We start from the raw sequence: 26,424 nt of genomic DNA, 5'->3' as shown, positions 1-26,424 counted from the left end.
TTAGTAGCAATTTTTCAAAAATAAATTTATAAAATAATAAAAATGAGCGACGATAAGAAAGTTATCTTTTCGATGAATAAGGTTTCTAAAACCTATCAATCTACAGGAAAGCAAGTTTTAAAAGATATATATTTAAGTTTTTTCTATGGAGCCAAAATTGGTATTCTTGGTTTAAACGGTTCGGGTAAATCTACTTTGTTAAAAATTATTGCAGGTGTAGAAAAGAATTTTCAAGGTGATGTTACTTTTTCACCAGGTTATAAAGTGGGTTATTTAGAGCAAGAGCCACAATTAGATCCAGAAAAAACAGTTTTAGAAGTTGTAAAAGAAGGTGTTGCAGAAACAGTTGCCATTTTAGATGAGTATAACAAAATTAACGACATGTTTGGCTTAGAAGAAGTATATTCTGATGCCGATAAGATGGAAAAGTTAATGGCGCAACAAGCAGAATTACAAGATAAAATTGATGCAGCTAATGCGTGGGAATTAGATACCAAGTTAGAAATAGCAATGGATGCATTAAGAACTCCAGATTCTGATAAGAAAATAGGAGTACTTTCTGGAGGTGAAAAAAGAAGAGTTGCTCTATGTAGACTCTTATTACAAGAACCAGAAATTTTATTATTAGATGAGCCAACAAACCATTTAGATGCAGAATCGGTACATTGGTTAGAACATCATTTAGCACAATATAAAGGAACCGTTATTGCTGTTACTCACGATAGATATTTCTTAGATAATGTTGCTGGTTGGATTTTAGAATTAGATAGAGGAGAAGGAATACCTTGGAAAGGAAATTATTCTTCTTGGTTAGATCAAAAATCTAATAGAATGGCACAAGAAAGTAAAACAGCTTCTAAACGTCAAAAAACATTAGAACGAGAGTTAGAATGGGTAAAGCAAGGCGCTAAAGGTAGACAAACAAAGCAAAAAGCTCGTTTGAAAAACTATGATAAGTTAATGAGTCAAGATCAAAAACAAGTTGATGAAAAACTTGAGATCTTTATACCAAACGGACCAAGATTAGGAACCAATGTTATTGAAGCTACTGGGGTTTCTAAAGCATTTGATGATAAAATTTTATATGAAAACCTAGAGTTTAACCTTCCACAAGCGGGTATTGTTGGTATCATTGGGCCAAATGGTGCTGGTAAAACAACAATCTTTAAAATGATTATGGGAGAAGAAAACCCAGATAACGGTAGTTTTAAAGTTGGTGAAACAGCTAAAATTGCATATGTAGATCAAGCGCACTCAGATATTAATCCTGATAAAACAATTTGGGAGAATTTTTCTGACGGACAAGATTTAGTTATGATGGGTGGTAAGCAAGTTAATTCTCGTGCTTATTTAAGTCGTTTTAATTTCTCTGGAAGTGAGCAAAACAAAAAAGTTTCGACTCTTTCTGGTGGAGAAAGAAATAGGTTACATTTGGCCATGACTTTAAAAGAAGAAGGAAATGTTTTACTTTTAGATGAGCCAACAAACGATTTAGATGTAAATACTTTAAGAGCCTTAGAAGAAGGTTTAGAAAACTTTGCAGGTTGTGCGGTTGTTATTAGTCACGATAGATGGTTTTTAGATAGAATTTGTACGCACATTTTAGCTTTTGAAGGTAATAGTGAAGTGTATTTCTTCGAAGGATCATTCTCTGATTATGAAGAGAATAAGAAGAAACGTTTAGGAGGAGATTTAATGCCAAAACGTATTAAATATAAAAAGCTAATTCGTTAATAAGCTATGAAAAAATATGTCTTTAAATTAATAATATTACTGGTAGTCATATCTTTTTACTCGTGTGAAGAAGAAAGTGATTGTGAGACTAGAAAAAGATGTTATAGTGATGGTAATGGAGGGCAAACTTGCATAGACGAACCGGTACCAGGAACTTGTTTTGATAGTGGGTTTGGTTTTTAGGAATTAACTATCGATATTATAATAATAAATACAATTAAAAAGTCCCATTTTTTATATAAAAAATGGGACTTTTAACTTCTACTTCTCCTATCACAATTCATTAATCATTAAGCATTTTTGAAATTATAAATTGATTTTACAAATGTAAAATAATCTCTGTTTTTGTAAATAGGTATAAATACCTGTTTTAATTATTTCTTCTTCTAGAAGTTCCTTTTTTTTCCTTATTGTTTTTAGTTGTTCTTTTTCTTACAACTGGTTTTTTAGTAACTACTTTTTTTATTTCTTTAACAGTTCTTTTAGAATTACCTTTTTTAGTTACAACCTTTCTTCTTGTATCAACTGTATTATTTCTACGAGTTGTTATAGAATTGTTTCTGTTAGGTTTTGTATTTCTAGTTGTTCTTGTATTTTCATTTCTAGAAGTGTTAGTATTTCTAGTAGTATTTGCTTTTCTATAAGTTATATGACGTCTATTAGCGTTTATCGCTTTTTTAGTTACTGGCTTTCTTCGTCTTATAATATTGTTTTTTTTTCCTTTACTATTTCTGTTAGATCTATAGTAATAATATCTACTATCTTCTCTAAACTTTGTAAAGTTTCTTCTAAAGTCTCTCTTAAAAAAATATGCATCATTATAATTATAAATGCTTCCAATATTTAAATTAATTCGAACACCGTTATCAAAATAATAATTGTCTTTAACCTCACCGTAAAAAATCGGTTCTCCGTATCTGTTGTATTTTACAGTTAAATTACCAACATTGGTAAGTCTGTTTCTATAATATCTCATAAAGACATTACCAACTCTAGATACGTTTCCTCTATAATCATAATTAATAAAAACATTACCTACACGTCTAATTCGTCCTCTAAAATCTCTTTTAATCGTAACGCCTACAGTTCTTGTTCTAACACCATTATAATCGTAATATGTATTATTATAATTTGTATCAAAATCGAAATCTCCGTTTGTAAAAATAAAAAAATCAATTCCTCTTTCTGTAAAGTTTACAGCTTCATTGTAAGAGTAATTAACCCTAATGTTGTTTGGTAAATAGTTGCCGTTTTTGGCTTCAACAGTAGAAACCATCATGAACAATCCTAATAAAATAAGTATACCTTTTTTCATAATATATGGTTTTAAGGGTTTTGTCTACTCTAATTGCTTTTCGACATCCGCATTTGGTTAGATTATTTTCAAAGAGTGTGCCAAAAATTTATATATACGATTACAAAATGTCTGTTTTGTATAAAATAATTTATTTAATTGTTTGTTTTTTAATTGATTACGAATTTTATAAATCCGAAAATATCTTGTAAATTAGAAAAACTTTTTACGACTGTTAACAGAAAATATTTATGATTGAAGCCATCGAGCAGAATTTACAAAGAGGAGTACAATTATTAAAAAATATTTCTAATGAGCAATACAGAAATAAATCCGTAGGACCTTATCACTCAAGTATAGGTTGCCATATGAGGCATATTTTAGATGTTTATTCGTGTATATTTAATGGCTTAGATGGTGGTTATATAGATTTATCGGTTAGAGAACGAAATGAATGCGCAGAAAATGAAATTGAAGTTGGAATACAATACTTTGAGACTGTAATCAAAAGATTACATCAAATTAGTAAAGATGATTTTAATAAAAGCGTTAAAGTTTGTGACAATGTAGGTTTAGGAAATGAAACCGCAAGCTATACGGTTGCAGCAGCCCTAATGCAAGCACAGAGTCATACTACACATCATTATGCGAGTATTGGTTATCTTATTTATCAATTAGGAATCGAATTACCTGTTGCAGATTTTGGTTTTAATCCTAGTACAGTTAAACGTTAGTTTTGTGTTTTTAGATAACATTAACATCTATTACTTGTAAGATGGTATATATATTGTATTATGTGTGTAGTTATTAATAAAATAATTAAAATATGTATTTACAGAAAATTAAGAATCATTTATTAACACTTACAATCTTATTATCTACTGTTGTTTACGGACAGAGCTTACCGATAAGCCATGTTGCAGAGATAGATCCTATTGCTCAAATAGAAGATCCAGGGTTAAAAACAATCTTAGTTAATGAGATTAACTCCAATAAAAAATGGAAACGATTAATTGCTGGTAAGCAAATGTCTATTGGTATTGTAGATTTAAGTGATTCTACAAATTATAGATATGCAGGGATGAATGATAATTTTATGATGTATGCCGCAAGTTTACCAAAAATTGCGATTCTTTTAGCCGCTATGGATGCTATAGAAAATGATGAATTAGAATATACCGATGAAATTAAAAAAGATTTACGTTTAATGATTAGTAAATCTAACAATCAGGCTTCAACTAGAATGATAGATAGACTTGGTTACAAGAAAATTGAAGAGGTGTTAAGAGCGCCAAAAAATAAATTATATGATGAGAATGTTGGTGGAGGTTTATGGGTAGGTAAGAGGTATGCTGCTTCTGGTAAAAGAAATCCAGATCCTTTAAAAGGACTAAGTCATGCGGCAACTACAAGACAAGTATGTAGCTTTTATTATCAATTGGCATTGGGTAATTTAATAAGTACAGAACGATCTGCTGAGATGTTAGAAATTATGAAAGATCCGAAGTTGCATCACAAATTTGTGAATACTTTAGACAAAATTGCACCAAAGGCTACAGTTTATAGAAAATCTGGTTCTTGGAGAAATTATCACTCAGATTCTGCTTTAGTTTGGGGGCCAGAAAGAAAATACATTATTGTAGCCTTGATAGACAATGATTATGGTGAACAAATAATAAGAAATTTAGTAAGACCGTTAGAAAAAGTATTAAAAAAATCACGTTCTTTATAATCTGTTTGAAGACAATTAAATCGTGAAAAAAATTATTACAAAAACATTTGGATTAAGAGATGATGAAATAAGCATCTCTTTTTTTATGTTCTTATATATATTTATAATAATAACAACTTTACTAATAGTTAAGCCAACAGTAAATGCACTTTTTGTATCTAAATTAGGTGCAGATAATTTACCACTTGGTTATCTTTTAGTAGCAAGTATTGCGGTTTTAACTTCTTATTTTTACAATAGGGCCATTCGATATTTTTCTTTGGTAAAAGTAACCGTAATCTCTTTAATAGTTTTTAGTATTGCCTTTATTGCTTTAGGTTTTATTATAAAGTTTACTGTTATTAGTAATTGGCTGTTATACTTCTACTACACATTTATTTCTTTATTTGCAGTAGTTGCTACTTCTCAGTTTTGGTTATTTGCAAACATGGTTTTTAATGCAAGAGAAGCAAAAAGAAACTTTGGTTTTATAGGTGCAGGTGCTATTTCTGGAGGTATATTTGGCGGATATTTAACAAGTATTATTGCAACTAGTTTTGGAAATGAAGTCGCTATTTTTATGGCTGCAGCTTTAATTTTAGTTTGTATTCCTATTTTAAAGAAAGTATATAATTTAAAAATTAAATTTCTTAATACCTTTAAAAGAAAACAAGTAATTGCAAATCAAGAAAACTTAGAAAGTTCTTCTTTAAAATTAATTAAGAACTCTAAACACTTAACATACATAGCTTTAATTACAGGTATTGGAGTAGTTGTTGCAAAATTGGTTGATTTTCAATTTAGTGATTTTGCTCAAAAAGCATTACCAGATTCTGATGACTTAGCTGCCTTTTTTGGATTTTGGTTCTCTACATTTAATGTAATTGCATTGGTAATTCAATTGTTTTTAACCAACAAAGTATTAACCAGATTAGGTGTTTCTACTACTTTGTTAATTTTACCATTAACTATTGCGTTTGGAAGTTTATTATTTTTAACTTTTCCAGAATTATGGGTTTTAATCATCATTAAAGGTATCGATGGTAGTGCAAAACAATCTGTTAACAAAGCAGCAATAGAGTTGTCTATAATGCCAATTCCAATTCAAGTTAAAAATCAGGCAAAGTCATATATTGATGTAGTAATTGATAGTATAGCAACTGGTTTTGCAGGGTTCTTATTAATTTTTCTGATTAAAAGATTAAACTTAGACACAACATATATAACGGTAATTATCTTATTTTTTACGTTTGTTTGGATATTGTTTATTTACAAATTAAGAGAAGCATATTTTACGTCTTTTAAAGAAAATATTCAGAAAACGCTTACGTTAGAAACTGTAAAAAGTAAAAAAAGAACTAACACAATTGCAGATGTTAAACAGATTCTCTCTAGCGGAAATGAAGAGGCTATTTTAAGTGCTTTAGATCGGTTAAAAGATTATAAACAAACCAATTTTAATCAAGCAATAATTAGGCTTCTAGAGCATCCTTCAAATAAAATTAAAACTAAAGCTATAGAGTATTTAGATGCTTTTGATAGTGTAAATATTTTAGATAAAGTAGAAGTTTTAGTATTCGAAAAAGATGATTTACTAGTATATATTGCTTTGGATTATATTTTAGCACATTCGCCAATTTCTGATGCTTCATTTTTTAATAAATACTTAAATCACTCTAATGAGTATATTGCTAACGGAGCATTACATTCTTTAGCAAAACAAAGCTATAACAATGCCAAACTTGGTTTAAAATATAATGTTTTGGGCAGATTAGAAGAAAAAGTAGTAGCTCTTAAAAATGGTAATTTATCAGATAGACAAGAGGTTTTAGCTGGTTTGTTAATGAGTATTGCTTATGCAAGAATGACAAATAATTATCATTTAATTAGTAAGCATTTAAAAGATAGTAACTCGTATGTTGCTAAGTTTGCTACAATTGCTGCGGGTATAACTTCTGATGAAATTTTTATTGATGATTTATTAAATCTCTTATTAAAAAAGAAATATCGTAAAAGAGCTGTAAAGGCGCTTAAAAATTATGGGCCAAAAATAATAGACTATCTTTTTAAATTAGATAAAAAAGGGGTTTTGAAACCATCTATTAAAAAACATTTACCAAGAGTTGTAGAATCTTTTAATAATGAAAAATCTGTAAAAATATTACTGCGTTTGTTAAGAAGTAGAAATGCTGTAACTAGGTTGTATACATCTAATTCTTTGGTTAAAATTTTAAAGAAAAATAAAAACTTAACGGTAAGTTCTAGAATTATAAAAAACCAAATTTTAAGAGAAAGTAGTTATTATAAAAATACATTAGAAATTATAGTATCTATTCAAAATTTGGCAGCTACAGAAGCTAATTTATCAGGAGTAGAAATGGCCGAATTAAATGTTGTTAGAAATCATTTAATTACAGAATTAGAAATACTTTTAGATAATAATTTAAAGGCAATATTTAATCTTCTAAGTCTGGTGTATAATCCCGAAGATATAAAGATGACGTATATCGGAATTCAGAGTGAAATAAAAGAAGCAAAAATTAATTCTTTAGAGTTTTTAGATAATATTTTACAAAGCAAAATTAAAACCATGGTTTTGCCAATTATAGAGTATTATGTAGTTGATGATGCTAATTATAAATCTACCATTATAAATTTAAATCAATTAAACGAAAGAAAGGCTCTTAGAAGAATTATTAGAATGGGAAATTTTAAATTAAAAATTCTTGTTATTAAATATGTTCAAATATCTAACAACAAGAATTTAATTTCTGTATTACTTCCTTTAAAACAATTTAGAAATGCAGATGCAAAAGCTTTTGCCACCAAAGCATATCATCTATTTATATCTAATAATCATTAATTATCTTCTTCATCTGCATCACTTTTATATTCTTCCTCTTTTATAACTGGTTTTATTTTAGGATTAGCTTCATCAATAATATCATCAATTTTACTAGCAAGATACATATGGGCACCGGCAGAATTTTTGTTTAAAACATTAGACATCAAACAAACAATGTACTTTATTCCGTTTGGATGTTCAACAATAATAACAGAGTTCATATAATTAAAAACATTACCTGCATAACTTTTACAATCCGGATTTTTTTCTCTATCGCATTTATAATAACTACCAGACTTAAAATAAACAGCAGCACTATCTAATCGCGGTGATTTTGCGTACCTAATTCTTCTATCGGTTAAATATAAAAGTCTTTTCATTTCTAAACTAGAGGCTTCATCGACAACGTTACCTTGCTCTAATTGTAATAAAAATTTCATTAAACCTTTAGGTGTACCAATACTTCCACCTTTACGACCAACGTATTTACCAGCAGGTCTTGTAAACATTCCGCCTAATTTCCATTCATCTTCTGTAATTCCTAATTTTCTTAAAGGTTGGTTTACTACTGTATGCGCTAAGTTTGTTAAAGAATCTCTTGGTGTTTCTTTAAAGTAATTTTCTGCTTTTTCTGCATCTAAAAAGAAATAATCTTGACCAAATGCAGCCATTAACATTGCCTCTCTATACATTACACTTGCGGCACCGTTATTACTTACAGAAACCATGTGATCTAACCATTCGTAAAGAGAAAATTCATCACTAGCAATTACGCGTCTTTTTGTTAATTTATCATTTTTGATATCATAAATTGGTATTGTATGATGATCTCCGGTACCCCAATATCTCGCAGTAACTTTTATATTTTTTAGGTAGTTTGCTCTGTCGTCAAAAGAATCTGGACACAGTTTTTGTAATTGATCAAATACGGCTAATAAAACAGCAATTTTCCCTACACTTCCGGGTTGATACCCCACATTTTCTCTATGTTCTGCATATTTTAAATTATCGGGATTACTCATGTCTAAAGCAGTCATAGAGTAAGCGCCAGAAGGAATAATTCTCTTTAATTTTCTTTCAAAATCTTTATCAGAAATTAATAAATCGTTTACACTATCTTTTTTTCTTTTCGTTAAGTTTAGTTTTATGTCTGCTAAATTTTTATAAGCTCCGGCAGGTATTCTTGTATACCTAACACTATCTAGTTGAAATTTTCTAAGTTGGTACAATCTAGCAATTCCTGTTCTTTCATAACCATCAATTGGGTATTTAATAAAGCCAAATGAAGCTAAAACCAAAACGGCTATTAATAAGTGTTTTCCTTTAATCATTATATTTTTTCTTTTAGTTTAATTTCTTTGTTAATATCTACTTTAGGTGAAATAGCGTTTAAATAATCAGAACTTTTAGCTTGTTTATTTTCTACAAATGGTCTTATTTGAAATAGCCAAAGTTTGTTGTCTTTAAAACCAAATTCAACATCATAAGCGTGGTTTTCTTTATTTTGTTTATCTATTTTTTGTCTTATTTCTGATGCTAATTCTCTTATTTCGTTAACATTATTATAGTTTAATATAGGCTTGTTAAAGGTTGTATAATATTTTTTGGTACTTCCGGTTGCAGGAAGTCTAATATAATCTGGTTGTCTTGCAGGGCTTAATAAAAAGCTGCTTTTTTCTGTAATTAATCTGGTTTCTGCAGATTGCCCGTCTACGGCGCCACCAGCGCCTCTACTAAATGCAACTGTTAAATCATTTTCAGATCCTTCGTTTATCCCTTTTGTAATCATTACACCAGAGTAATCTACGTCTACACTTGGTATAATTAATATTGATGGATATACATTTTCTGGGTTTAATAGGTACTTTTGGCGCCATTTAAAACTCCTTTCAGAATAAGCCGATGCCCAAACTTGCTTTATACCATTTATTATTTTTTCTTCCTTTAGAATGTTAAACAAAGTTAGGTTTAAACCAGCTCCTGTAAATTCTTTTAAATCTTCCATATTGGTATCACTTCTTAAAAAAACCGGAACGTTGCCTAAATTATCGCCAAAAACTGATGAAAAATTGCTTTTTAAATCTTCTATGAATGAAGCGTCTAAATCTATATTTAAAATAGCTGTATGCAATTCTTTTAAAGATGCTATTACAAATTTTTCGATTGCATCTTCAGCAACGTTTTCTTTTTTTAATTGTGCTGCTTTATTAAAAGTCTCATTTAAAAACTGCCAGTAAGTTTTATTTTTTGATGGCATTTCTTTATTCATATGAGATTTAAAAATACCAAAAGGAATAATAATACCTTCAACTACTTTATCTGGAAATAGATTTTTTAGTTCTCCTAAATTGGCAGCTTTTGGTCCGCATAATATACCAGAATCAGATGCTTTTACATCTTTCATATTTATAATTTTAGATACATCTAGCCTTAATTTATCGGTTGGTACCTCAATCATATTTTTAGTTCTTTCTTTTTTGTCGAACAGCTTTTGTTCTTCATCCGTCATGTCATTTTCTAATTTTAAAATAACATTACCTTTATTTGAAACAGCGTAAAAAACATTTTTATCTGCATATTTTTCTAATGATTTTAAATTATCATTAGACAAAGCGGCATTAGGTATTCCTAGGTTTCTTGCTAATAATTGCACGTGGGAAACTAAGTTTCCTTCAGAAACGGTCATAATACCAGCAACAGGTTTTAAATCTGAAGGTGGTTTTTGAAAAATATAAATATTGTTTGTGTTTACTTCAATATTTTCTGGATTACCATCAACAACAATTAACTTACCAAATGCATAACCAGGATTTAAACCCCTAATAGAACCTTGGTTGCTTATATTCATAACATTATTGTTAACATTAGAAATATTAGCAGCAAAACTATTTAGTTTACTTACTGTTTCGCCTAAGTTTAATGTAATCGAATTACGAATTCTATCGTCTATAAAACCATAAGCAAAAGGTTCAAAATCGGCATAAATATTTACAGTTTCTTGGTAGTTTGCTTTTACTAAAGAAGTGCTCCATTCTACAATTCTTCTCGCACAAGTAACCAAAGTATTTAATTCTTTTTGCGTTATCTTATCATTTAAAAGTGTTGTTGCGTATATTGGTTTTATCAAATCGAACTCCCAAGCTTCTACCAAACCAGTTGCATAAGATGCACAAGTTAAAGTTTGTGTTTTTAAGATTGTTTCTTCTAAAGTTTCTGGTTGCCATTTTTGAGTTTCTATCAATAAAATTTTTTCTAATTGATTGGTTAAATCTAAAAGTATCAAACGGTCTTTACTACTATTAAATAAAGTGATATTATATCTTAAAAAGTCTAAGTTTTCTGTGATTTTTATAACAATATCTTTAGCGCTTAAATTAGATTTATCTTCATTTATAAAATCATTTAAACTACTTAAAACATTATTTTTATCTTTAATTTTAGAAACTTCACTTGCAATAGTTTTATAATTTAAAGCTGCGTAAAACTCTTGCATTGTTTGTAGAAGTTTGTCAAAAATTTTCTTCTGTTTTGTATTAATTTTAGAAGCATTTTTTTTGATAAAGTTCTGCACTAAATAAATATCTGATTTCTCTGGATTACCATGAATTTTTATTCTGACATCCATAAATTCTGATATTTCGTCTGCTAAAACTTTAGATTCGCTACGCATTTGTTGTGCAATGTTAGAATCGCCATTGTGAGGTATGTCTTTTAAAGCTTGTCTTAACAAATAATAATTATTGTTAACAAAACTATCGTCTTTCAAAATAGTTTCAAAAAACTGTTTTCCCCAAGCTTCTTCATCTTCAGATTGTACAGAACCTCTGTAGTATTGTCCTTTTTTTAGAATCCAACCATCATCTATACTTGCAAGATATTTACCTAATTGATATTGCTTTAATCTGCTATAATTATTTTCTGAATCTAAAAAATCTTGATTGTTTAAGCTGGCTAAAATTTCTCCGAAAAATACATGATTTGTTTTTCTTAGGTCTAATACGGATTGTTTAAAAGATGCATGCTGAATACCACCGCCAATAGAATCTGGACATGGATCTTTAGCATCTCTAACAGAACCGTCTTTACAATACCATTTTATTCTGTAGTAAGGCCCACGAATATCATCTTTGTAAGATGATATTAGTTTTTTTATATCGTTGTTAGATTTTTGTTGAGCATAATTAATTGTTCCAATTAATAACGCAAAAGCAAAAGAGAATAGTAGTTTTAATTTCATGATTTGTTGTTTGATATAACAAATCTAATTTTTTAAAATGTAATAGTGTACCTAAAAACTTAAATAGAGTAACAAAAATATTGATTGAGTTAAAAATTACTTAATTTGCTTTAGAAATGATTTGAGTAAAAGTAAATTTAGAGTTATTTTGCTGAATATAAACTTCTTTACAATTGGTTGGATGTATAAAAATGTACTTTTTTAAGTAATTAAATTCGGGATCATTTAACCAAAAATAACTTTCAAAATCTTTGTTTCCTAAAGCATCATATCTTGCAATTTTATAGGTTTGATTGTCAATTTTCTCTTCAATTTTAAACCAAGCACCGCTTCCAATTCCGCCCAACCAAGTTCCGTTTATTAAATTAAATACGTCTAAATTGGGTTTTTCCGTTCCTTTTAAATTAGGTTCGCCATTAAATTTTTTAAAAAAAGATGCTTTATATTCTTTTAGAATAGATCTATTTAAGTAAGACTTAACTTTTTGGTTATAAATACAATAAATTGTATTGCTTGTAGTTGCTTTAATAACATTGCCTATAGGGCTTGGAGTAAGTAAATTAGATTTTTTTAATTTTTTACCAATCTTATTGTTATTTGTAGAAGCTATTATAGTATCGGTTACAAACCTTGCGCAATTTGTGCCGTTTTTTAAAAAAGCACCATAAGGAATTTCTTTTGAATCAATTAGGTTTTTAATAAAGGTTTGTGCTTTATTAAAGTTGATATCTTCATGAATACTAGCAACTAATCTACCATCTCCATGCGTTTTTTGAGGATTACTTTCTATCCAAAGTAAAATTTCTTCTAAGTTTATTAATTTGTCATTTTTAAACTCAGCATTAATTGTAACTTTCAATTCTGGATCTGTTTCTGCAGAACGAACACGACCATTACCATAGGTTGTAATATATCTACCAAAATCGAAATATTGTATAGTATTATTTCCTTTTTCTAATAACAACAAAGCCGCGTGACCAGCTTGTACAGCGTGTTTACTGCCAATACCAATTTTTGGCCAGAAATTACTTAAAGTTTCCCAGTAAGCTGGTCTTACAACCGTATCTGGATACGAAAGAATAATGATTATTCCGTCTGAATGCTGCATTGTTAAGAATTATTAAATATTGCTTTTAATAATATTTGAAACGTTTTGAAAGCAAAATATAATGTAAATACAACTAAAACGACTGCAACAACTATCAAGATATACGAAAGATATTCTTGCGAAGTATCTTCAAACTTTTTTAAGGCTTTAAAAGCCATTGTTAATACAATAGGAGAAACAATAAAAAGTAATATTAAGATTGCGATATGTTTTAAGCCTTTGCCTAATAAATTTACATCTGTACTCATTTTGTATAATTTTTTATTGCATTTCTAACGTTGCCAAATTCCTGTAATAATGAAGCTGCTTTTTGTAAGTCGATATTTAATTCTGATGCTAACATTTTTTGACCTCTTTCTACTAGTTTGTTATTAGAAAGTTGCATATCTACCATTTTATTCCCCTTTACTTTTCCAAGTTGAATCATAGTAGTTGTAGACAGCATATTTAAAACTAACTTTTGTGCAGTTCCTGCTTTCATTCTAGAACTTCCGGTAACAAACTCAGAACCTACTACAACTTCTACCGGAAATTTAGAAACTTTTGCTAACGGACTATTTTTATTACAAGTAATACAACCTGTTACAATATTATTTTCGTTACATTTTTCTAAGGCAGAAATTACATAAGGCGTTGTACCAGATGCAGCAATACCAACTACAATATCTTTATTTGTGATATTGTGCTCTTGTAAATCTTGCCAACCTTGTAATTTGGAATCTTCTGCAAATTCTACTGCTTTTCTAATGGCATCATCTCCGCCCGCAATAATTCCAACCACTAAATCATAAGAAACACCAAAAGTTGGTGGGCATTCAGAGGCATCTACAACACCCAATCTACCAGAAGTACCAGCACCTATATAAAATAATCTTCCGCCATTTTTTAAACTATTAACAATGTTATTTGTTAATTTTTCTATTTGAGGTAAAGATTTTTCTACAGCTAATGGTACTGTTTTATCTTCGTTATTAATATTAGTTAATACTTCTTTTACAGACATCTTTTCTAGATGATTGTAATGTGAGTCTTGTTCTGTAGTTTTTATAAATGTCATCATTCAAAAATACAGATTTTTTGTATTCTTGAATGATGATTTAATTGAAGTTTTAGTTTTTTTCTACTAAACTAATTTCAAAAGTATCCGTTTCGGAAATATGAAAATAGCCTAAAGGATAATTAGCATCATTTGTAGTATTAATAATGTTACCTAATAAAGCTGTAGGCGCTGTTTGAAAAGGACCACCATCATTACCACCTGCTTGACTTGTTAAAATCTCGAAATACGTATAATAATCTTTAGAAATACCAGAAAGTTTAATGGTAACTGTTGTAGGCAATTCTATTTCATCCTCTTGGTAAAAAGAAGAGAAGTTATAGACTGCTCCGTTAAAAAATCGGTCATCTAAAGTTAAAAATATATTGTTTGTGTAATCTATAACGTAAAAGTTTTCGGCATTTCCGTCGTCTTCAAAAGAAACCTTTAATTCGGTTTCATTACCTGTAAATAAAGTTTCATCACCTTGTTCTACACTAATAAAAGGTGTAGATTTAACCTTTGTTGCTTTTGATTTAAAAACCTCATTATTATAAATTACGGTTAATTCGTATTCAGTATTATCTTCTGGTATAAAAGTGTTTATCGGTTCGTAATCTCCAGAAGCATTTACATCAGAAAAATTAATAACAGAATTATCTGATAATTTTGTAAGAAAAACAGTTGCATTAGTAACTATAGGAATCGTTTCTTCGAAATAATTTGCAGATTCTCTAAGTTTTACAATAGTTTTTGAGGTTACTGGGCTTTCATCAAAATAAACTTCAAAAGATGCGTCTATTATTAATTTAGGTTTAATTGTTGGTACATCAACATCTATAACTTTTTCACAATTAGAAAATAGTAAGACAGTTAAAGTTATATAGAAAAATATTTTTTTCATCTTATTAAAATTTAAAATTGTAAGTTATTGATGGTACTAAACCAAAGATTGAAGTTTGTACAGCTTCGTTTCTAAAAGTTTCTTGGTTTTGTGTAAAAGCTAAAGAAGCAGCATTTTGTCTTCCATAAACATTATAAATTCCAAAAACCCATTCTCCTTGCCATTTTCTGTTTATATTTTTCTTTGGATTTAAAGTTGCAGAAATATCTAAACGATGATAGTTTGGCAATCTATCTGAATTCCTTCTATTATCATCGTAAATTGGTACATTTAAACCTTGGTATTCGTATTGACCAACCGGATAATTTGTTGGTTGCCCTGTTTGAAACACAAAGTTTGAATTGAATTTCCACTTATCATTTAATTTATAGCTAGCATTTATAGAAAAATCATGTGTTTTGTCGTATGGCGTGCTGTACCATTCTCCGTTATTAATTCCCGGTTCTTCTGCAGTTCTACCTGCAGTTAATTGTTCTGATTTAGAAAGAGTGTAAGAAAGCCAACCTTGAAATTTTCCTTCATTTTTTTTAAATAACATTTCTAAGCCGTAAGCTCTAGCTTTACCATTTAAAATAATGGTTTCAATTTCGTTATTAGCAATTAAATTTGCGCCATTTATATAATCGATTCTATTGCTAATACCTTTATAAAAAGTTTCTGTTTCTAATGTGTATTTTCCTTCATTAAAAGATTTAAAATAACCAAGAGCATATTGATTTAATTGCTGAGGTTTTACAAACGTTCCACTTGGCGTCCAAACATCCAGCGGAGTAGGAGATGAGGTGTTAGAAAGCAAATGTAGATATTGTACCATTCTGTTATAACTCGCTTTTATTGATGTGTTATCATCTAAAATATAAGACATAGAAACTCTTGGTTCTAAATTGTTAAAACTTGCAAGTACATCGCTTCTTTTATAGTTTTCTACGCCAGTTGCTTCTGCAGATTCGTATTTTTTAAATTCAGAATTGTATACAACCGCTTGGTCATTTGCATATGTGTTTAGTTCATCTTGTCCTAAACGAGTAAAATTGCTGAATCTAACACCATATTGAAGTCTAAAATTATCACTAATTTTATGTTCAGCATCAATATAGGCCGCAAACTCATTGGCATATTTATCGATTAATTTTTCGGCAACAATACCAGAATCTTCTCTGTTTGGAATTATTTCTCCTGGATTAAATTTGATGTAGATATTATTAATTCCGTAACTTAATTTTACTTTTTCACTTACATAATGGTTAAAATCGTATTTAAGATTGAAGTTTGTAATACCAGAATCCCACTCGAAACCAACAAAATCGAGAATTAATCCGTAGAAATAATCAGAATAAATTAAAGATAAGTTAGAAAATAATTTGTCTGTAAATAAATGATTCCATCGTAAGTTTACAACAGTGTTTCCGTAATCATTTACAAAATTATCACTTAAACCAAAGACATCTTTACCAAAATACGTAGATAAAAATAAATTGTTTTTATCGTTAAAACGATAATTAATTTTAGAGTTTACATCGTAAAAATAAGCTTTGTTGTCATTATCAAAAAGAGGTAAAAAAATATGAGCATAAGAAGATCTACCACCAATTAGAAAAGAACTTTTTTCTTTTTCTAAAGGTCCTTCGATTAGTAATCTCGATGAAACCAAGCCAACACCACCAGTAACTTTAAATTGTTTACTATTTCCTTCTTTCTGATAAATATCTAGCACAGAAGAAAGTCTTCCTCCGTACTTTGCCGGAATGCCACCTTTGTATAATCTAACATCTTTAATTACATCAGGATTAAAAACAGAGAAAAAACCAAATAAATGAGACGAGTTAAAAACAATAGCTTCATCTAATAAAATTAAATTTTGATCTGCTGCACCACCTCTTACATTAAAACCCGAAGCGCCTTCGCCAGCACTTGTAACACCAGGTAAAAGAATTAAAGATTTAATAATATCTGCTTCTCCTAACACAACCGGAATTTGTTTTATGGTTGAAGAAGTTAACTTATTAACACTCATTTGTGGTGTTTTTAAATTAAGTTTTTCAATATTACTTTCAATCACTATTTCGTTTAGACTTTCTGTAGCTTCAAGAAGTTTAAAGTTTTTTGTAGTTTTTTCTGATAAATTAATGGTTTCTAAAAGTGTAGCGTAACCTAAGTAACTTATTTGAATTTTATGGTTTCCTTCGGGAATTGTAATTGAATAAAATCCGTATTCATTGGTAGTTGTACCCGCATTTAATTCTGGAAAGAAAATTGAAACACCAATTAGGGTTTCGTTATTGGTATTGTCATAAACAGTACCGCTAAGTGTAATTTTTTCTTGTCCTAAGATTGACAAGCTAATTAAGAGAAAGAAAACAAATAGTTGTTTTTTACGTAGCATTTTTTTGTTTTGTTTAATTGCAGTAATATTTAATTAAACAAAAGTACAATTCTTAATTTTAATAGAACGTTAAAAATTTAGAATAAGAATCGTATAAGAGTAAAAAAAATCCGGTGTAAAACACCGGATTTTATAATACTTGTAATTTTAAAGATTAAATACTTGCTAAAATAGAATTTAGTAAAGTATTTGGTCTCATAGCAGCATCTGCTAAACTATCTGTTGGCTGGTAATAACCACCAATATTATTAGAGCTACCTTGAATTTCATTTAATTCTGATACAATTTTAGCTTCGTTTTCTTTTAAATCGTTTGCAATTTTTGTAAACGTAGCTTTTAATTCTGCATCTTTATCTTGATTAGCCAATCCTTCAGCCCAATACATTGCTAAATAAAAATGACTACCTCTGTTATCTAATTCGCCAACTTTTCTTGATGGAGATTTATCATTATCTAAAAATTTATCTGTAGCATCATCTAAAGTTTCTGATAATACAATTGCTTTTGAATTGTTATTAACCGTACCTAAATGCTCTAAAGAAACAGCTAATGCTAAAAATTCTCCTAAAGAATCCCAACGTAAGTGGTTTTCTTCAATAAACTGCTGAACGTGTTTTGGTGCAGAACCTCCGGCTCCTGTTTCAAACAATCCACCACCATTCATTAACGGAACGATAGAAAGCATTTTTGCAGAAGTACCAACCTCTAAAATAGGAAATAAATCTGTTAAATAATCTCTTAATACATTACCAGAAACAGAAATTGTATCTTCTCCTTTTACAATTCTTTTTAAAGTAAATTCTGTAGCTTCTACAGGCGATAAGATTCTAATATCTAAGCCAGAAGTATCATGATTTGGTAAATATGTATTTACTTTTTTAATTATTTCTGCATCATGTGCTCTATTTTCGTCTAACCAAAAAACAGCAGGAGTTTGAGAAGCTCTGGCTCTAGTAACTGCTAATTTAACCCAATCTTGAATTGGTAAATCTTTAGTTTGACACATTCTCCAAATATCTCCTTCTTCTACATTGTGCTCTAAAAGAGTATTGTTGTCAGCATCTGTAACTACAACTTTACCAGCTGCAGACATTTGAAAAGTTTTGTCATGAGAACCATATTCTTCTGCTTTTTGAGCCATTAAACCAACATTAGGAACTGTACCCATTGTTGTAGGATCAAAAGCACCATTCTTTTTACAGAAATCGATAGTTGCAGAGTAGATACCTGCATAAGAACTATCTGGTATTACTGCTTTTGTATCTTGTAATTCTCCTTTAGAGTTCCACATTCTTCCAGATGTTCTAATCATTGCTGGCATAGAAGCATCAATAATCACATCAGAAGGAACATGTAAGTTTGTAATTCCTTTATCAGAATTCACCATTGCTAAATCAGCATTTTTTGCAAGAATAGCATCAATATCAGCTAAAATTTCTGCTTTTTTTTCTGCCGATACTTCATCTAGGTTGCTTAATAAGTTACCGAAACCATTGTTTACATCAACTCCAATTTCATCAAAAGTAGTAGCATGTTTTTCAAATAATTCTTTAAAATAGGTTCTTACTGCATGCCCAAAAATAATAGGGTCAGAAACCTTCATCATAGTCGCTTTCATATGTAAAGAAAGTAAAACGCCTTGTGCTGTAGCGTCTGCAAATTCTTTATCTAAGAAAGAAAGTAATGCTTTTTTACTCATTACAGTAGCGTCTATAATTTCTCCGTCAATTAAAGATAAGTTTTCTTTTAAGATGGTTTTAGTTCCGTTTTCTGAAACATGTGTAATTGTTACGTTTGTGGCATTATTTATTGTAACAGATTTTTCGTTATGAGCAAAGTCTCCTTCGCTCATTGTAGCTACATGTGTTTTAGAATCTGCACTCCAAGTACCCATAGAATGTGGGTTTTTACGTGCATAATTTTTAATAGCTTTTGGTGCTCTCCTGTCAGAATTTCCTTCTCTTAAAACCGGGTTTACTGCAGAACCTTTTACCTTATTGTAAAGAGCTAATACAGCTTTGTCTTCATCTGTAGTAATTTCTTCTGGATAATCTGGTAAGCTATAGCCTAAATCTTGTAATTCTGATATTGCAGCTTTTAACTGTGGTACAGAAGCACTAATATTAGGTAATTTAATAATATTAGCTTCTGGCTTTTTTGCCAAATTACCTAAGTATGCTAAGGCATCTTCTACTCTTTGTTCTTCTGATAAGTAGTCAGAAAAGTTAGCAAGAATTCTAGAAGCTAAAGAAATATCTTTTACTTCAATTTCTATATTAGAAGATTTTGTAAATGCTTTTACTATTGGTAAAAAAGAACGTGTTGCTAAAGCAGGAGCTTCATCAGTTTTTGTATATACAATTTTGGCTATTTTGCTCATTTTTAATTGTTTTTTTAGAAATTATACTTTTAACGAAATGGATTTCGTAAAAAAAGCGGAACAAATTTATGAATTTAATGTGAAATTTTAATTGTTTAATTGTTATTAATTACCTCGGTTTTGTGTGTTATTGATAATAAAAGAATGCTATTTGTGTGAATATGTTTTTAAAAGAAAAATCAAACAAAATTTAACAATTTGTTTAAGTAGACTTAGTGTGATTTTTACAAAACTATTTTTGAAAAATTCACACTAAATATATTTTACGCAAAAAAAAAGCACTGTAATAAAACAGTGCTTTTTGTATTTTTATAAATTGAAGAATTATCTTCTCTTTTCTGTAATTCTAGCTTTTTTACCAGTAAGACTTCTAAAGTAAAAGATTCTAGCTCTACGAACTTTACCTCTTTTATTAACTTCAATTTTTTGAATAGAAGGTAAGTTCACAGGAAAGATTCTTTCTACACCTACAGTACCAGACATTTTTCTGATAGTAAAAGTTTCTGAAGCTCCTACACCTCTTCTTTGAATAACTACACCTCTAAAAAACTGAGTACGTACTTTTTCACCTTCTTTAATTTCATAATAAACAGTGATTGTATCACCTGCTGCAAATTCTGCAAATTCTTTTTTTGTTACAAATTCGTCTTGTACAAATTTTACTAAAGATTCCATATCTTTTAATTTAATTGGTTTTGTAAAACAACATTCACGATTTTTTCGTCAGAGGTTAATTTAGCGGTTGCAAAAGTAGTATTTTTTTTTAGTTCTTAAAACTAAAAACTAACTATTTTTAAGGTTGATAGTCAGTACAATAGAAAATCCAGAATTTTCTAGATTCTTTGTTGTTTATTTTGATGATAATTGGTTCTAATTCAGTTACATTTTTAAAATTAGCAATTAGTAAACTATCAATTTTACCCAACTTATTTTTATCTTTAAATCGTTTGTCAGAATCTATAAAAATTGCATTCTTACCCTTTAAATCGTTTAAATTATCGCCTAAATAATCAAAATGTAATGCAGGTAAACCAATAATATTTTGAGCGTATACTTTATCATCCATAAAAAAGTTTAGGGCCGCCGAGGTTTTGTAATTATCATTAGAAAAAACAAAAACATCTGTATATTGTTCTTTTAATTTTTCTGTTTGTGCTGCTAATTCTTTCCATCCAACCCAAGTATCATCACTTTTAATAGGAACTAGGTAAAAGATAATTTGTAAGCTAACTAACAAATGAAATACTATAGAAAATATAAGTTGAATTTTTAGTAATTTTTTATTGATAAACATTCCTGCAATAATTACTCCAGTGATGTATGATGGCATCATCCAATTTAATTTTACCCAATATATTGGTGTTAACAAAAAGAAACCTAAAAAAGTAGGAATAAAGAAAGCTAATAAAAATAACGTTTTGGCTTGCGGAATTTTAAATTTTGTAACAGCTCTTTTTACATATTTAATAGTAAATGTTATAAAAATTAAAAATAAAACAGGCAACAATAAAAACATTTGATGGCCAATTGCACCAAAGAAATAGTTTGGAGAAACTTTAAACTCTGTAATAGAACTTGTTCTTTCTGAAGATTGAAAAGCAAACGAGGCAAATTCATTTTGATAATTCCAATACCAAACAGGAAAAGTAACTGCTACAGATATTATTATAGAGAACCACAACCAAGGCGATAGTAACAATTTTCTGTATTTATTAGAGAAAAGTAAAAAAGCAAACAAACCAAATTGCAATAAAATTGCAGTGTATTTACTGTTAAATGCAAGTCCCATTGCTAAACCAGCGAATATCCAATGCCATTTTTTACTTTCGAAAATAGCCTTGTAAAGACTAATTAAGCTAAGTGACCAGAATAATAATAAAGGTACATCTGGAGTTGAGTTAAAAGATAAAATCGAAATAAAAATGGTAGAAGCTAATAAAACAAAAGCTCGCTCTAGTTTTTGTTTGGATAAAAAATAAGAAGCTAATTTGTAAAAACTTAAAATAGTTAATGAGGTAATAAAAAAATCTGCAAATTTAACTGCAAAAATAGATGTACCAAAAATATCTGTAAATATTCTTAAAATATATCCAATCATACCTGGATGGTCAAAATAAGATAAAGATAAATTTTGTCCGTATAAATAATAATACGCATCTTGAGGCATTAACCCCATAAATGGTAAAAGTAAAATTCTAAATAATTGAAAACCTAAAACCCAAGAAATTGCTTTGTGTTGCTTTATGTAATTTAGTAATGTATCCAATTAAATAAAATTTAAAATGTTTTTTAAGAATTTTCGTCTAGTAAATCAGGTCTAATTTCTTGCGTTCTTTCATAAGCTTTGTCAGCTCTCCAATCATCAATTTTTGGAAAATTACCAGACAATAAAATATCAGGAACTTTATTTCCTTCAAAGTCTGAAGGCCTTGTATAAACTGGTGGTGATAATAAATTATCTTGAAAAGAATCTGTAAGTGCAGATTGCTCATCACCAATAACTCCCGGAATTAAACGAACCACAGCATCTACCAATACAGCTGCAGCTAATTCACCTCCTGTTAAAACATAATCTCCAATAGAAATTTCTTTAGTTATAAACAAATCTCTAATTCTTTGGTCTACACCTTTATAATGACCTGTTAATATTAAGATGTTTTCTTTTAAAGAAAGTGTGTTTGCAGTACTTTGGTTTAGTGTTTTGGCATCCGGAGTCATATAAATTATTTCATCATATTTCCTCTCAGATTGTAGTTTTCTAATACAGTTTGCAATGGGTTCTATCATCATAACCATACCTGCACCTCCGCCAAATTGAGTGTCGTCTATTTGTTTATAGTTTCCTAAACCGTATTCGCGTAAATCGTGAATTATAATTTCTGCCAATCCTTTTTCTTTAGCGCGTTTAACTATAGAGTGGTTAAACGGACTTTCTAATAAGGCTGGGGCAACTGAAATAATATCTATTCGCATTTTGCAAATGTAAGTTTTTTAAGGAATTATGAAATAACTTTTTTTAAATGGATACTATTTTAAAACTTCTTTCCATTTTTTTGATTCTGCAAATTCTCTAATTATAAGATTTCTTTCGTTTAAAAGTTTTGTCATATAGTTTTTCAGAAATAATTTATCAGCAAACTTTCCTAAAACTCCAAAAGGAGATTCATAGCAAAAAACATCTATCATCAAAGTATTCCTATTTTTATTGATGAAGAGATGTTCGTGTTTAAAACTTTTAAAAGCACCGTTTACCATTTCGTCTGTAAAAGATTTTGGTTTATTAAAAGCGGTAATTTTAGATGTTAAGTTTTGATAAATTCCAAAATGTTTTGCTCGCCAAGTAACAGTTTCATTCAAGCCAATTAAACCACTGGTTTTACCTGCAATTGCTTCTTCATTTGTTTGTTGAGTAGAAATTTTATGTAAATCGATACTTCTAGCGAGGTCAAAAACTATATTGATGTCTGCTTTTATTTCTGTTTTTAATTTAATAATTGGCATTTAATTTTTTTAGATATTACTTTCTAGTAATTTCTCCACAACCAATTCTTGCACCTGCTGCGCCAGAAGGTTGAGAACTAAAATCATCGGGACCTTGATGAATTATAATTGCATGACCAATAACATTTTTCAAATCATTTTCTCCGCCTACTGCCCATAAATCAGTTTTTCTTTCAATAGAACCTTTTCCGATTTCATCAACAACTAAATTTCCGATATCACCAATGTGAAAAGGATCTTGTAGCCATTTACCATGATTTTTTTCAGTCGGATTCCAATGACCACCAGCAGATTTTCCATCATCAGAAGAACAATCTGCAATTTTATGAATATGAATTGCGTGGTTTCCTTTAGAAAGGCCTTTAACTTCTGCTTTCATGGTAACCATGCCATCTTGTTCTATAAAAGTTACAGTTCCAGAAATATCGCTACCGCTTTTCGGACTAATAACTGCAATTGCTTTTTTGGGGTTTGAACTACAAGCTGTTAAGATTGTAGTTGCTATTAGTAATAATGATATTTTTTTTAAATATTTCATAAAATATATTTTTTAATTATTTTCTATTTGGATACCAGTCTAACTGCACAACTTCGATAGAATTATTGTTTTTATTTACAATTTCTTTAAATTTCGAAACATCGCTTAAACCTTCTGTACCTCTATAATGATACGGGTAAACTTGTTTTGGTTTAAAAGATAAAACCGCATCTGCAGCACTTTCTACCGTCATTGTATAAGGTAAATTCATACAAACAAATGCTTTGTCTATATTCTTTAGATTGCGCATTTCTGGTATGTCTTCTGTGTCTCCAGAAAAGTAAATTCTTTCGTTATTAATAGTTAAGATATAACCATTTCCTCTTCCTTTAGAGTGAAATTTTAAAGCTTCTTTTCTTAAGTTATACATCGGAATTGCTTCAATTGTAAAATTTGTAAAACTTTTAGTTTCACTATTATTCATCACAATAATTTCTTTAGCATTTATGGTTGTAATTTTTTCTGCTACAGCTTTTGGTGCAATAATTTTTGTTGATGATAAGTCTAAAGCGTTTAATGTTTTTAAATCCATGTGATCACCATGAATATCAGTAATTAAAACATAAGTAGGTTTTTTGTAACTAGAAAAAGCTTCTTGGCCTAAAGTTGGGTCTAAATAAATAACTTCATCATTAAAAGTTAATACTGCAGTTGCATGAGAAATTGGTGTAATTTTTAATTCTGAATTATTTGTTACTTTTTCTGTTGATGTAACTGTTTTTTCGTTTGGTTTTTTGGTTTCTTCTTTTTTACAAGAAAAAATAGAAAAAGCTACAATTAATAAGTATGTTATTTTAAGTTTCATTTTTGAGTATTTTTTTACGATTTTATCAAAGATAAGAACTTTAAAATTCCTTTTCTGTTAAGCTTTTTTTAATTCTGAAACCTTTTTTAATGTTTTGTTAAATATCTTTTAAAAACCACGATAAAAAAGAGATTTTTTTTATCTTTAAAAATTAATATTTATCAGATGAAAACAGAAAAATATAGAGTTTCTAGTGCTATTAAATTACAAGATTTTAATACAAAAGAAGTTCTAGAAGACGCGGAAAAATCATTAAAAAAATTGCGTAAAAAAATAAGTAAAATACAAGATACTATGTATGCCGAAGGTAAATATAGTGTACTAATTTGCTTACAAGGTATGGATACTTCTGGTAAAGACAGCTTAATTAGAGAGGTTTTTAAAGATGTAAATGCAAGAGGTGTAGAAGTACATAGTTTTAAAGTGCCAACAGAATTAGAGCTTAAACACGACTTTATGTGGAGGCATTATATAGCTTTACCAGCAAAAGGAAAAATAGGTGTTTTTAATAGAACACATTATGAAAACGTTTTGGTAACTAGAGTGCATCCAGAATATGTTTTCGGAGAAAATATACCAACTGTAAAAAGTTTAGAAGATTTAGACGATGCTTTTTATCATGATAGAATGGATAGAATTAATGAATTTGAAAGTCATTTAGCAAAAAACGGAACCATAGTTCTTAAATTCTTTTTAAATCTATCAAAAGAAGAACAGAAAAACAGATTGTTAAGAAGGTTAAACATACCAGAAAAGAATTGGAAGTTTTCTGCAGGAGATTTAAAAGAACGTAAATTGTGGGATAAATATCAGTTTTGTTACGAAGATTTATTAAACAGAACATCAAAAGAAAATGCACCTTGGTTTATAATACCGGCAGATGATAAACCTTCTGCTAGATATATTTTAGCAGAAATATTAAAAAAAGAATTAGATAAATACGATTTTAAAGCACCAGATTTGCCAGCTAAAGATGCTGTAAGAATCGAAGAATTTAAGAATCAATTAAACAACGAATAAATAAGTAAAAACTAAATTAATATGTTTTAGTCTTTTGCTTTTACAAAATATAAAAATGAATTTAAACTTAACAAAGCCAATTGTATTTTTCGATTTAGAAACTACAGGAGTTAATATTGCCACAGATAGAATTGTAGAAATTGCAATTTTAAAAGTTTTTCCTAACGGAAATAAAGAAAGTAAAACGTGGTTGGTAAATCCTGAGGTTGAAATTCCGCAAAGTTCTATTGATGTACACGGAATAACAAACGAAAAAATTGCAAACGAACCAACTTTTAAAGAATTGGCAACAGAAGTAAATGCTATGATAGAAGGTTGCGATTTGGCAGGTTTTAATTCTAATAGATTCGATATACCACTTTTAGCAGAAGAATTAATGCGTGCCGGAATCGATTTTGATATGCAAGACAGAAAAGCAATTGATGTACAAGTTATTTTTCATAAAAAAGAGCAAAGAACATTAAGTGCTGGTTACCAGTTTTATTGCGGTAGAGAATTAGAAGGTGCTCATGGGGCAGAAGCAGATACAAATGCAACGTACGAAATTTTGTTAGCTCAGTTAGATAAATACGACGATATAGAAAACACTGTTGATGCTTTAAGCGAATTTTCGACACATGGCGAGAGAGCAGATTTTGCAGGTTTTATTTTGATGAATGATAAAAAACAAGAGATTTTTTCTTTCGGTAAATATAAAGGCAGAACGGTAGAAGAAGTTTTTAAAGAAAACCCTGGATATAATAATTGGATGCAAAACGCAGACTTTCCGTTGTACACAAAAAAGGTTTTAAGACAAATAAAAGAAAGAATGAATCCGCCAAAAAAGAAAATGACGGATGCAGAGAAGTTACAAGCGCTGCAACAAAAGTTTAATTTAAGATAGAATTACTTTTTTTGACGAATTACAATTGTAAAATAAAATAAAGAT

General features: G+C 29.2%; 21 protein-coding genes. 6 read left to right on the top strand and 15 right to left on the bottom strand.

What is annotated here, in order from left to right; genetic code table 11:
• The first annotated feature begins 42 nt into the window (after positions 1-42).
• Entirely contained in the window at positions 43-1,734 is a 1,692-nt protein-coding gene (gene ettA / locus ACYPV9_RS09100; protein WP_079738383.1) for an energy-dependent translational throttle protein EttA, read from the top strand.
• Positions 1,735-2,104: 370 nt separating this feature from the next.
• Here ettA and ACYPV9_RS09095 read toward each other — a convergent pair whose 3' ends face one another.
• A complete protein-coding gene (locus tag ACYPV9_RS09095; RefSeq protein WP_459743154.1) occupies positions 2,105-3,049 on the bottom strand; it encodes a hypothetical protein in 945 nt (314 codons plus the stop codon).
• A 230-nt stretch (positions 3,050-3,279) separates the two neighbouring features.
• Here ACYPV9_RS09095 and ACYPV9_RS09090 point away from each other — a divergent pair, with 230 nt between their 5' ends.
• The 3 genes from ACYPV9_RS09090 to ACYPV9_RS09080 all read left to right on the top strand — a co-directional run bounded on the left by ACYPV9_RS09090 (position 3,280) and on the right by ACYPV9_RS09080 (position 7,602).
• Complete coding sequence (locus ACYPV9_RS09090) at positions 3,280-3,762, top strand: DinB family protein (protein WP_299065330.1); 483 nt, start codon at positions 3,280-3,282, stop codon at positions 3,760-3,762.
• A gap of 92 nt (positions 3,763-3,854) precedes the next feature.
• The gene (locus ACYPV9_RS09085; protein WP_299065332.1) at positions 3,855-4,760 is read left to right on the top strand and encodes a serine hydrolase; all 906 of its coding nucleotides are present in this window, start codon (positions 3,855-3,857) and stop codon (positions 4,758-4,760) included.
• A 22-nt stretch (positions 4,761-4,782) separates the two neighbouring features.
• The gene (locus ACYPV9_RS09080; protein WP_459743151.1) at positions 4,783-7,602 is read left to right on the top strand and encodes an NTP/NDP exchange transporter; all 2,820 of its coding nucleotides are present in this window, start codon (positions 4,783-4,785) and stop codon (positions 7,600-7,602) included.
• Here the strand turns inward: ACYPV9_RS09080 and ACYPV9_RS09075 are convergent.
• The 14 genes from ACYPV9_RS09075 to ACYPV9_RS09010 form a co-directional block, all read right to left on the bottom strand.
• A complete protein-coding gene (locus ACYPV9_RS09075) occupies positions 7,599-8,915 on the bottom strand; it encodes a serine hydrolase (RefSeq protein ID WP_459743149.1) in 1,317 nt (438 codons plus the stop codon). The two genes, ACYPV9_RS09080 and ACYPV9_RS09075, sit on opposite strands and share 4 nt — an antisense overlap.
• A complete protein-coding gene (locus tag ACYPV9_RS09070; RefSeq protein WP_459743147.1) occupies positions 8,915-11,821 on the bottom strand; it encodes a PEP/pyruvate-binding domain-containing protein in 2,907 nt (968 codons plus the stop codon). Before ACYPV9_RS09070 ends, ACYPV9_RS09075 begins: the two co-directional genes overlap by 1 nt.
• Before the next feature lie 100 nt (positions 11,822-11,921).
• Positions 11,922-12,929: a DUF6695 family protein gene (locus ACYPV9_RS09065; protein ID WP_459743145.1), complete on the bottom strand. Its 1,008-nt coding sequence runs from the start codon at positions 12,927-12,929 to the stop codon at positions 11,922-11,924.
• A gap of 2 nt (positions 12,930-12,931) precedes the next feature.
• Positions 12,932-13,177 (bottom strand): DUF6095 family protein, encoded by a 246-nt coding sequence (locus tag ACYPV9_RS09060; RefSeq protein WP_459743143.1) that lies wholly within the window; start codon positions 13,175-13,177, stop codon positions 12,932-12,934.
• Positions 13,174-13,986 carry an N-acetylmuramic acid 6-phosphate etherase gene (murQ, locus tag ACYPV9_RS09055; RefSeq protein ID WP_459743431.1) on the bottom strand — a complete coding sequence of 271 codons (813 nt, stop codon included), beginning with the start codon at positions 13,984-13,986 and terminating at the stop codon, positions 13,174-13,176. The genes ACYPV9_RS09060 and murQ overlap by 4 nt, the downstream gene beginning before the upstream one ends.
• 52 nt (positions 13,987-14,038) lie before the next feature.
• Positions 14,039-14,869: a DUF4249 family protein gene (locus ACYPV9_RS09050; RefSeq protein ID WP_299065344.1), complete on the bottom strand. Its 831-nt coding sequence runs from the start codon at positions 14,867-14,869 to the stop codon at positions 14,039-14,041.
• 4 nt (positions 14,870-14,873) lie between these two features.
• Entirely contained in the window at positions 14,874-17,252 is a 2,379-nt protein-coding gene (locus tag ACYPV9_RS09045) for a TonB-dependent receptor (RefSeq protein WP_459743141.1), read from the bottom strand.
• A 154-nt stretch (positions 17,253-17,406) separates the two neighbouring features.
• Entirely contained in the window at positions 17,407-19,632 is a 2,226-nt protein-coding gene (locus tag ACYPV9_RS09040) for an NADP-dependent isocitrate dehydrogenase (protein ID WP_459743139.1), read from the bottom strand.
• A gap of 324 nt (positions 19,633-19,956) precedes the next feature.
• Positions 19,957-20,307: a 50S ribosomal protein L19 gene (gene rplS, locus ACYPV9_RS09035; RefSeq protein ID WP_077808769.1), complete on the bottom strand. Its 351-nt coding sequence runs from the start codon at positions 20,305-20,307 to the stop codon at positions 19,957-19,959.
• A 118-nt stretch (positions 20,308-20,425) separates the two neighbouring features.
• A complete protein-coding gene (locus ACYPV9_RS09030) occupies positions 20,426-21,898 on the bottom strand; it encodes a glycosyltransferase family 39 protein (RefSeq protein ID WP_459743137.1) in 1,473 nt (490 codons plus the stop codon).
• Between the two features lie 23 nt (positions 21,899-21,921).
• The gene (gene trmD / locus ACYPV9_RS09025; protein ID WP_299065353.1) at positions 21,922-22,605 is read right to left on the bottom strand and encodes a tRNA (guanosine(37)-N1)-methyltransferase TrmD; all 684 of its coding nucleotides are present in this window, start codon (positions 22,603-22,605) and stop codon (positions 21,922-21,924) included.
• 54 nt (positions 22,606-22,659) lie between these two features.
• Positions 22,660-23,133, bottom strand: a complete 474-nt coding sequence (locus ACYPV9_RS09020) for an SRPBCC family protein (RefSeq protein ID WP_459743135.1) — start codon at positions 23,131-23,133, stop codon at positions 22,660-22,662.
• 16 nt (positions 23,134-23,149) lie between these two features.
• The gene (locus ACYPV9_RS09015) at positions 23,150-23,671 is read right to left on the bottom strand and encodes a superoxide dismutase family protein (protein ID WP_459743133.1); all 522 of its coding nucleotides are present in this window, start codon (positions 23,669-23,671) and stop codon (positions 23,150-23,152) included.
• A gap of 16 nt (positions 23,672-23,687) precedes the next feature.
• The gene (locus tag ACYPV9_RS09010) at positions 23,688-24,476 is read right to left on the bottom strand and encodes an MBL fold metallo-hydrolase (RefSeq protein ID WP_459743131.1); all 789 of its coding nucleotides are present in this window, start codon (positions 24,474-24,476) and stop codon (positions 23,688-23,690) included.
• A gap of 165 nt (positions 24,477-24,641) precedes the next feature.
• On the opposite strand from ACYPV9_RS09010, the gene ACYPV9_RS09005 reads away from it, so the two are divergent.
• Both ACYPV9_RS09005 and ACYPV9_RS09000 read left to right on the top strand, forming a co-directional pair.
• Positions 24,642-25,496, top strand: a complete 855-nt coding sequence (locus tag ACYPV9_RS09005) for a PPK2 family polyphosphate kinase (protein ID WP_299065360.1) — start codon at positions 24,642-24,644, stop codon at positions 25,494-25,496.
• 55 nt (positions 25,497-25,551) lie between these two features.
• Positions 25,552-26,379: a 3'-5' exonuclease gene (locus ACYPV9_RS09000; protein WP_299065362.1), complete on the top strand. Its 828-nt coding sequence runs from the start codon at positions 25,552-25,554 to the stop codon at positions 26,377-26,379.
• The last annotated feature ends 45 nt before the right edge of the window (positions 26,380-26,424 follow it).

Source organism: Polaribacter sp. OB-PA-B3, assembly GCF_054589375.1.
This window is presented reverse-complemented; position numbering and strand designations above follow the sequence as displayed.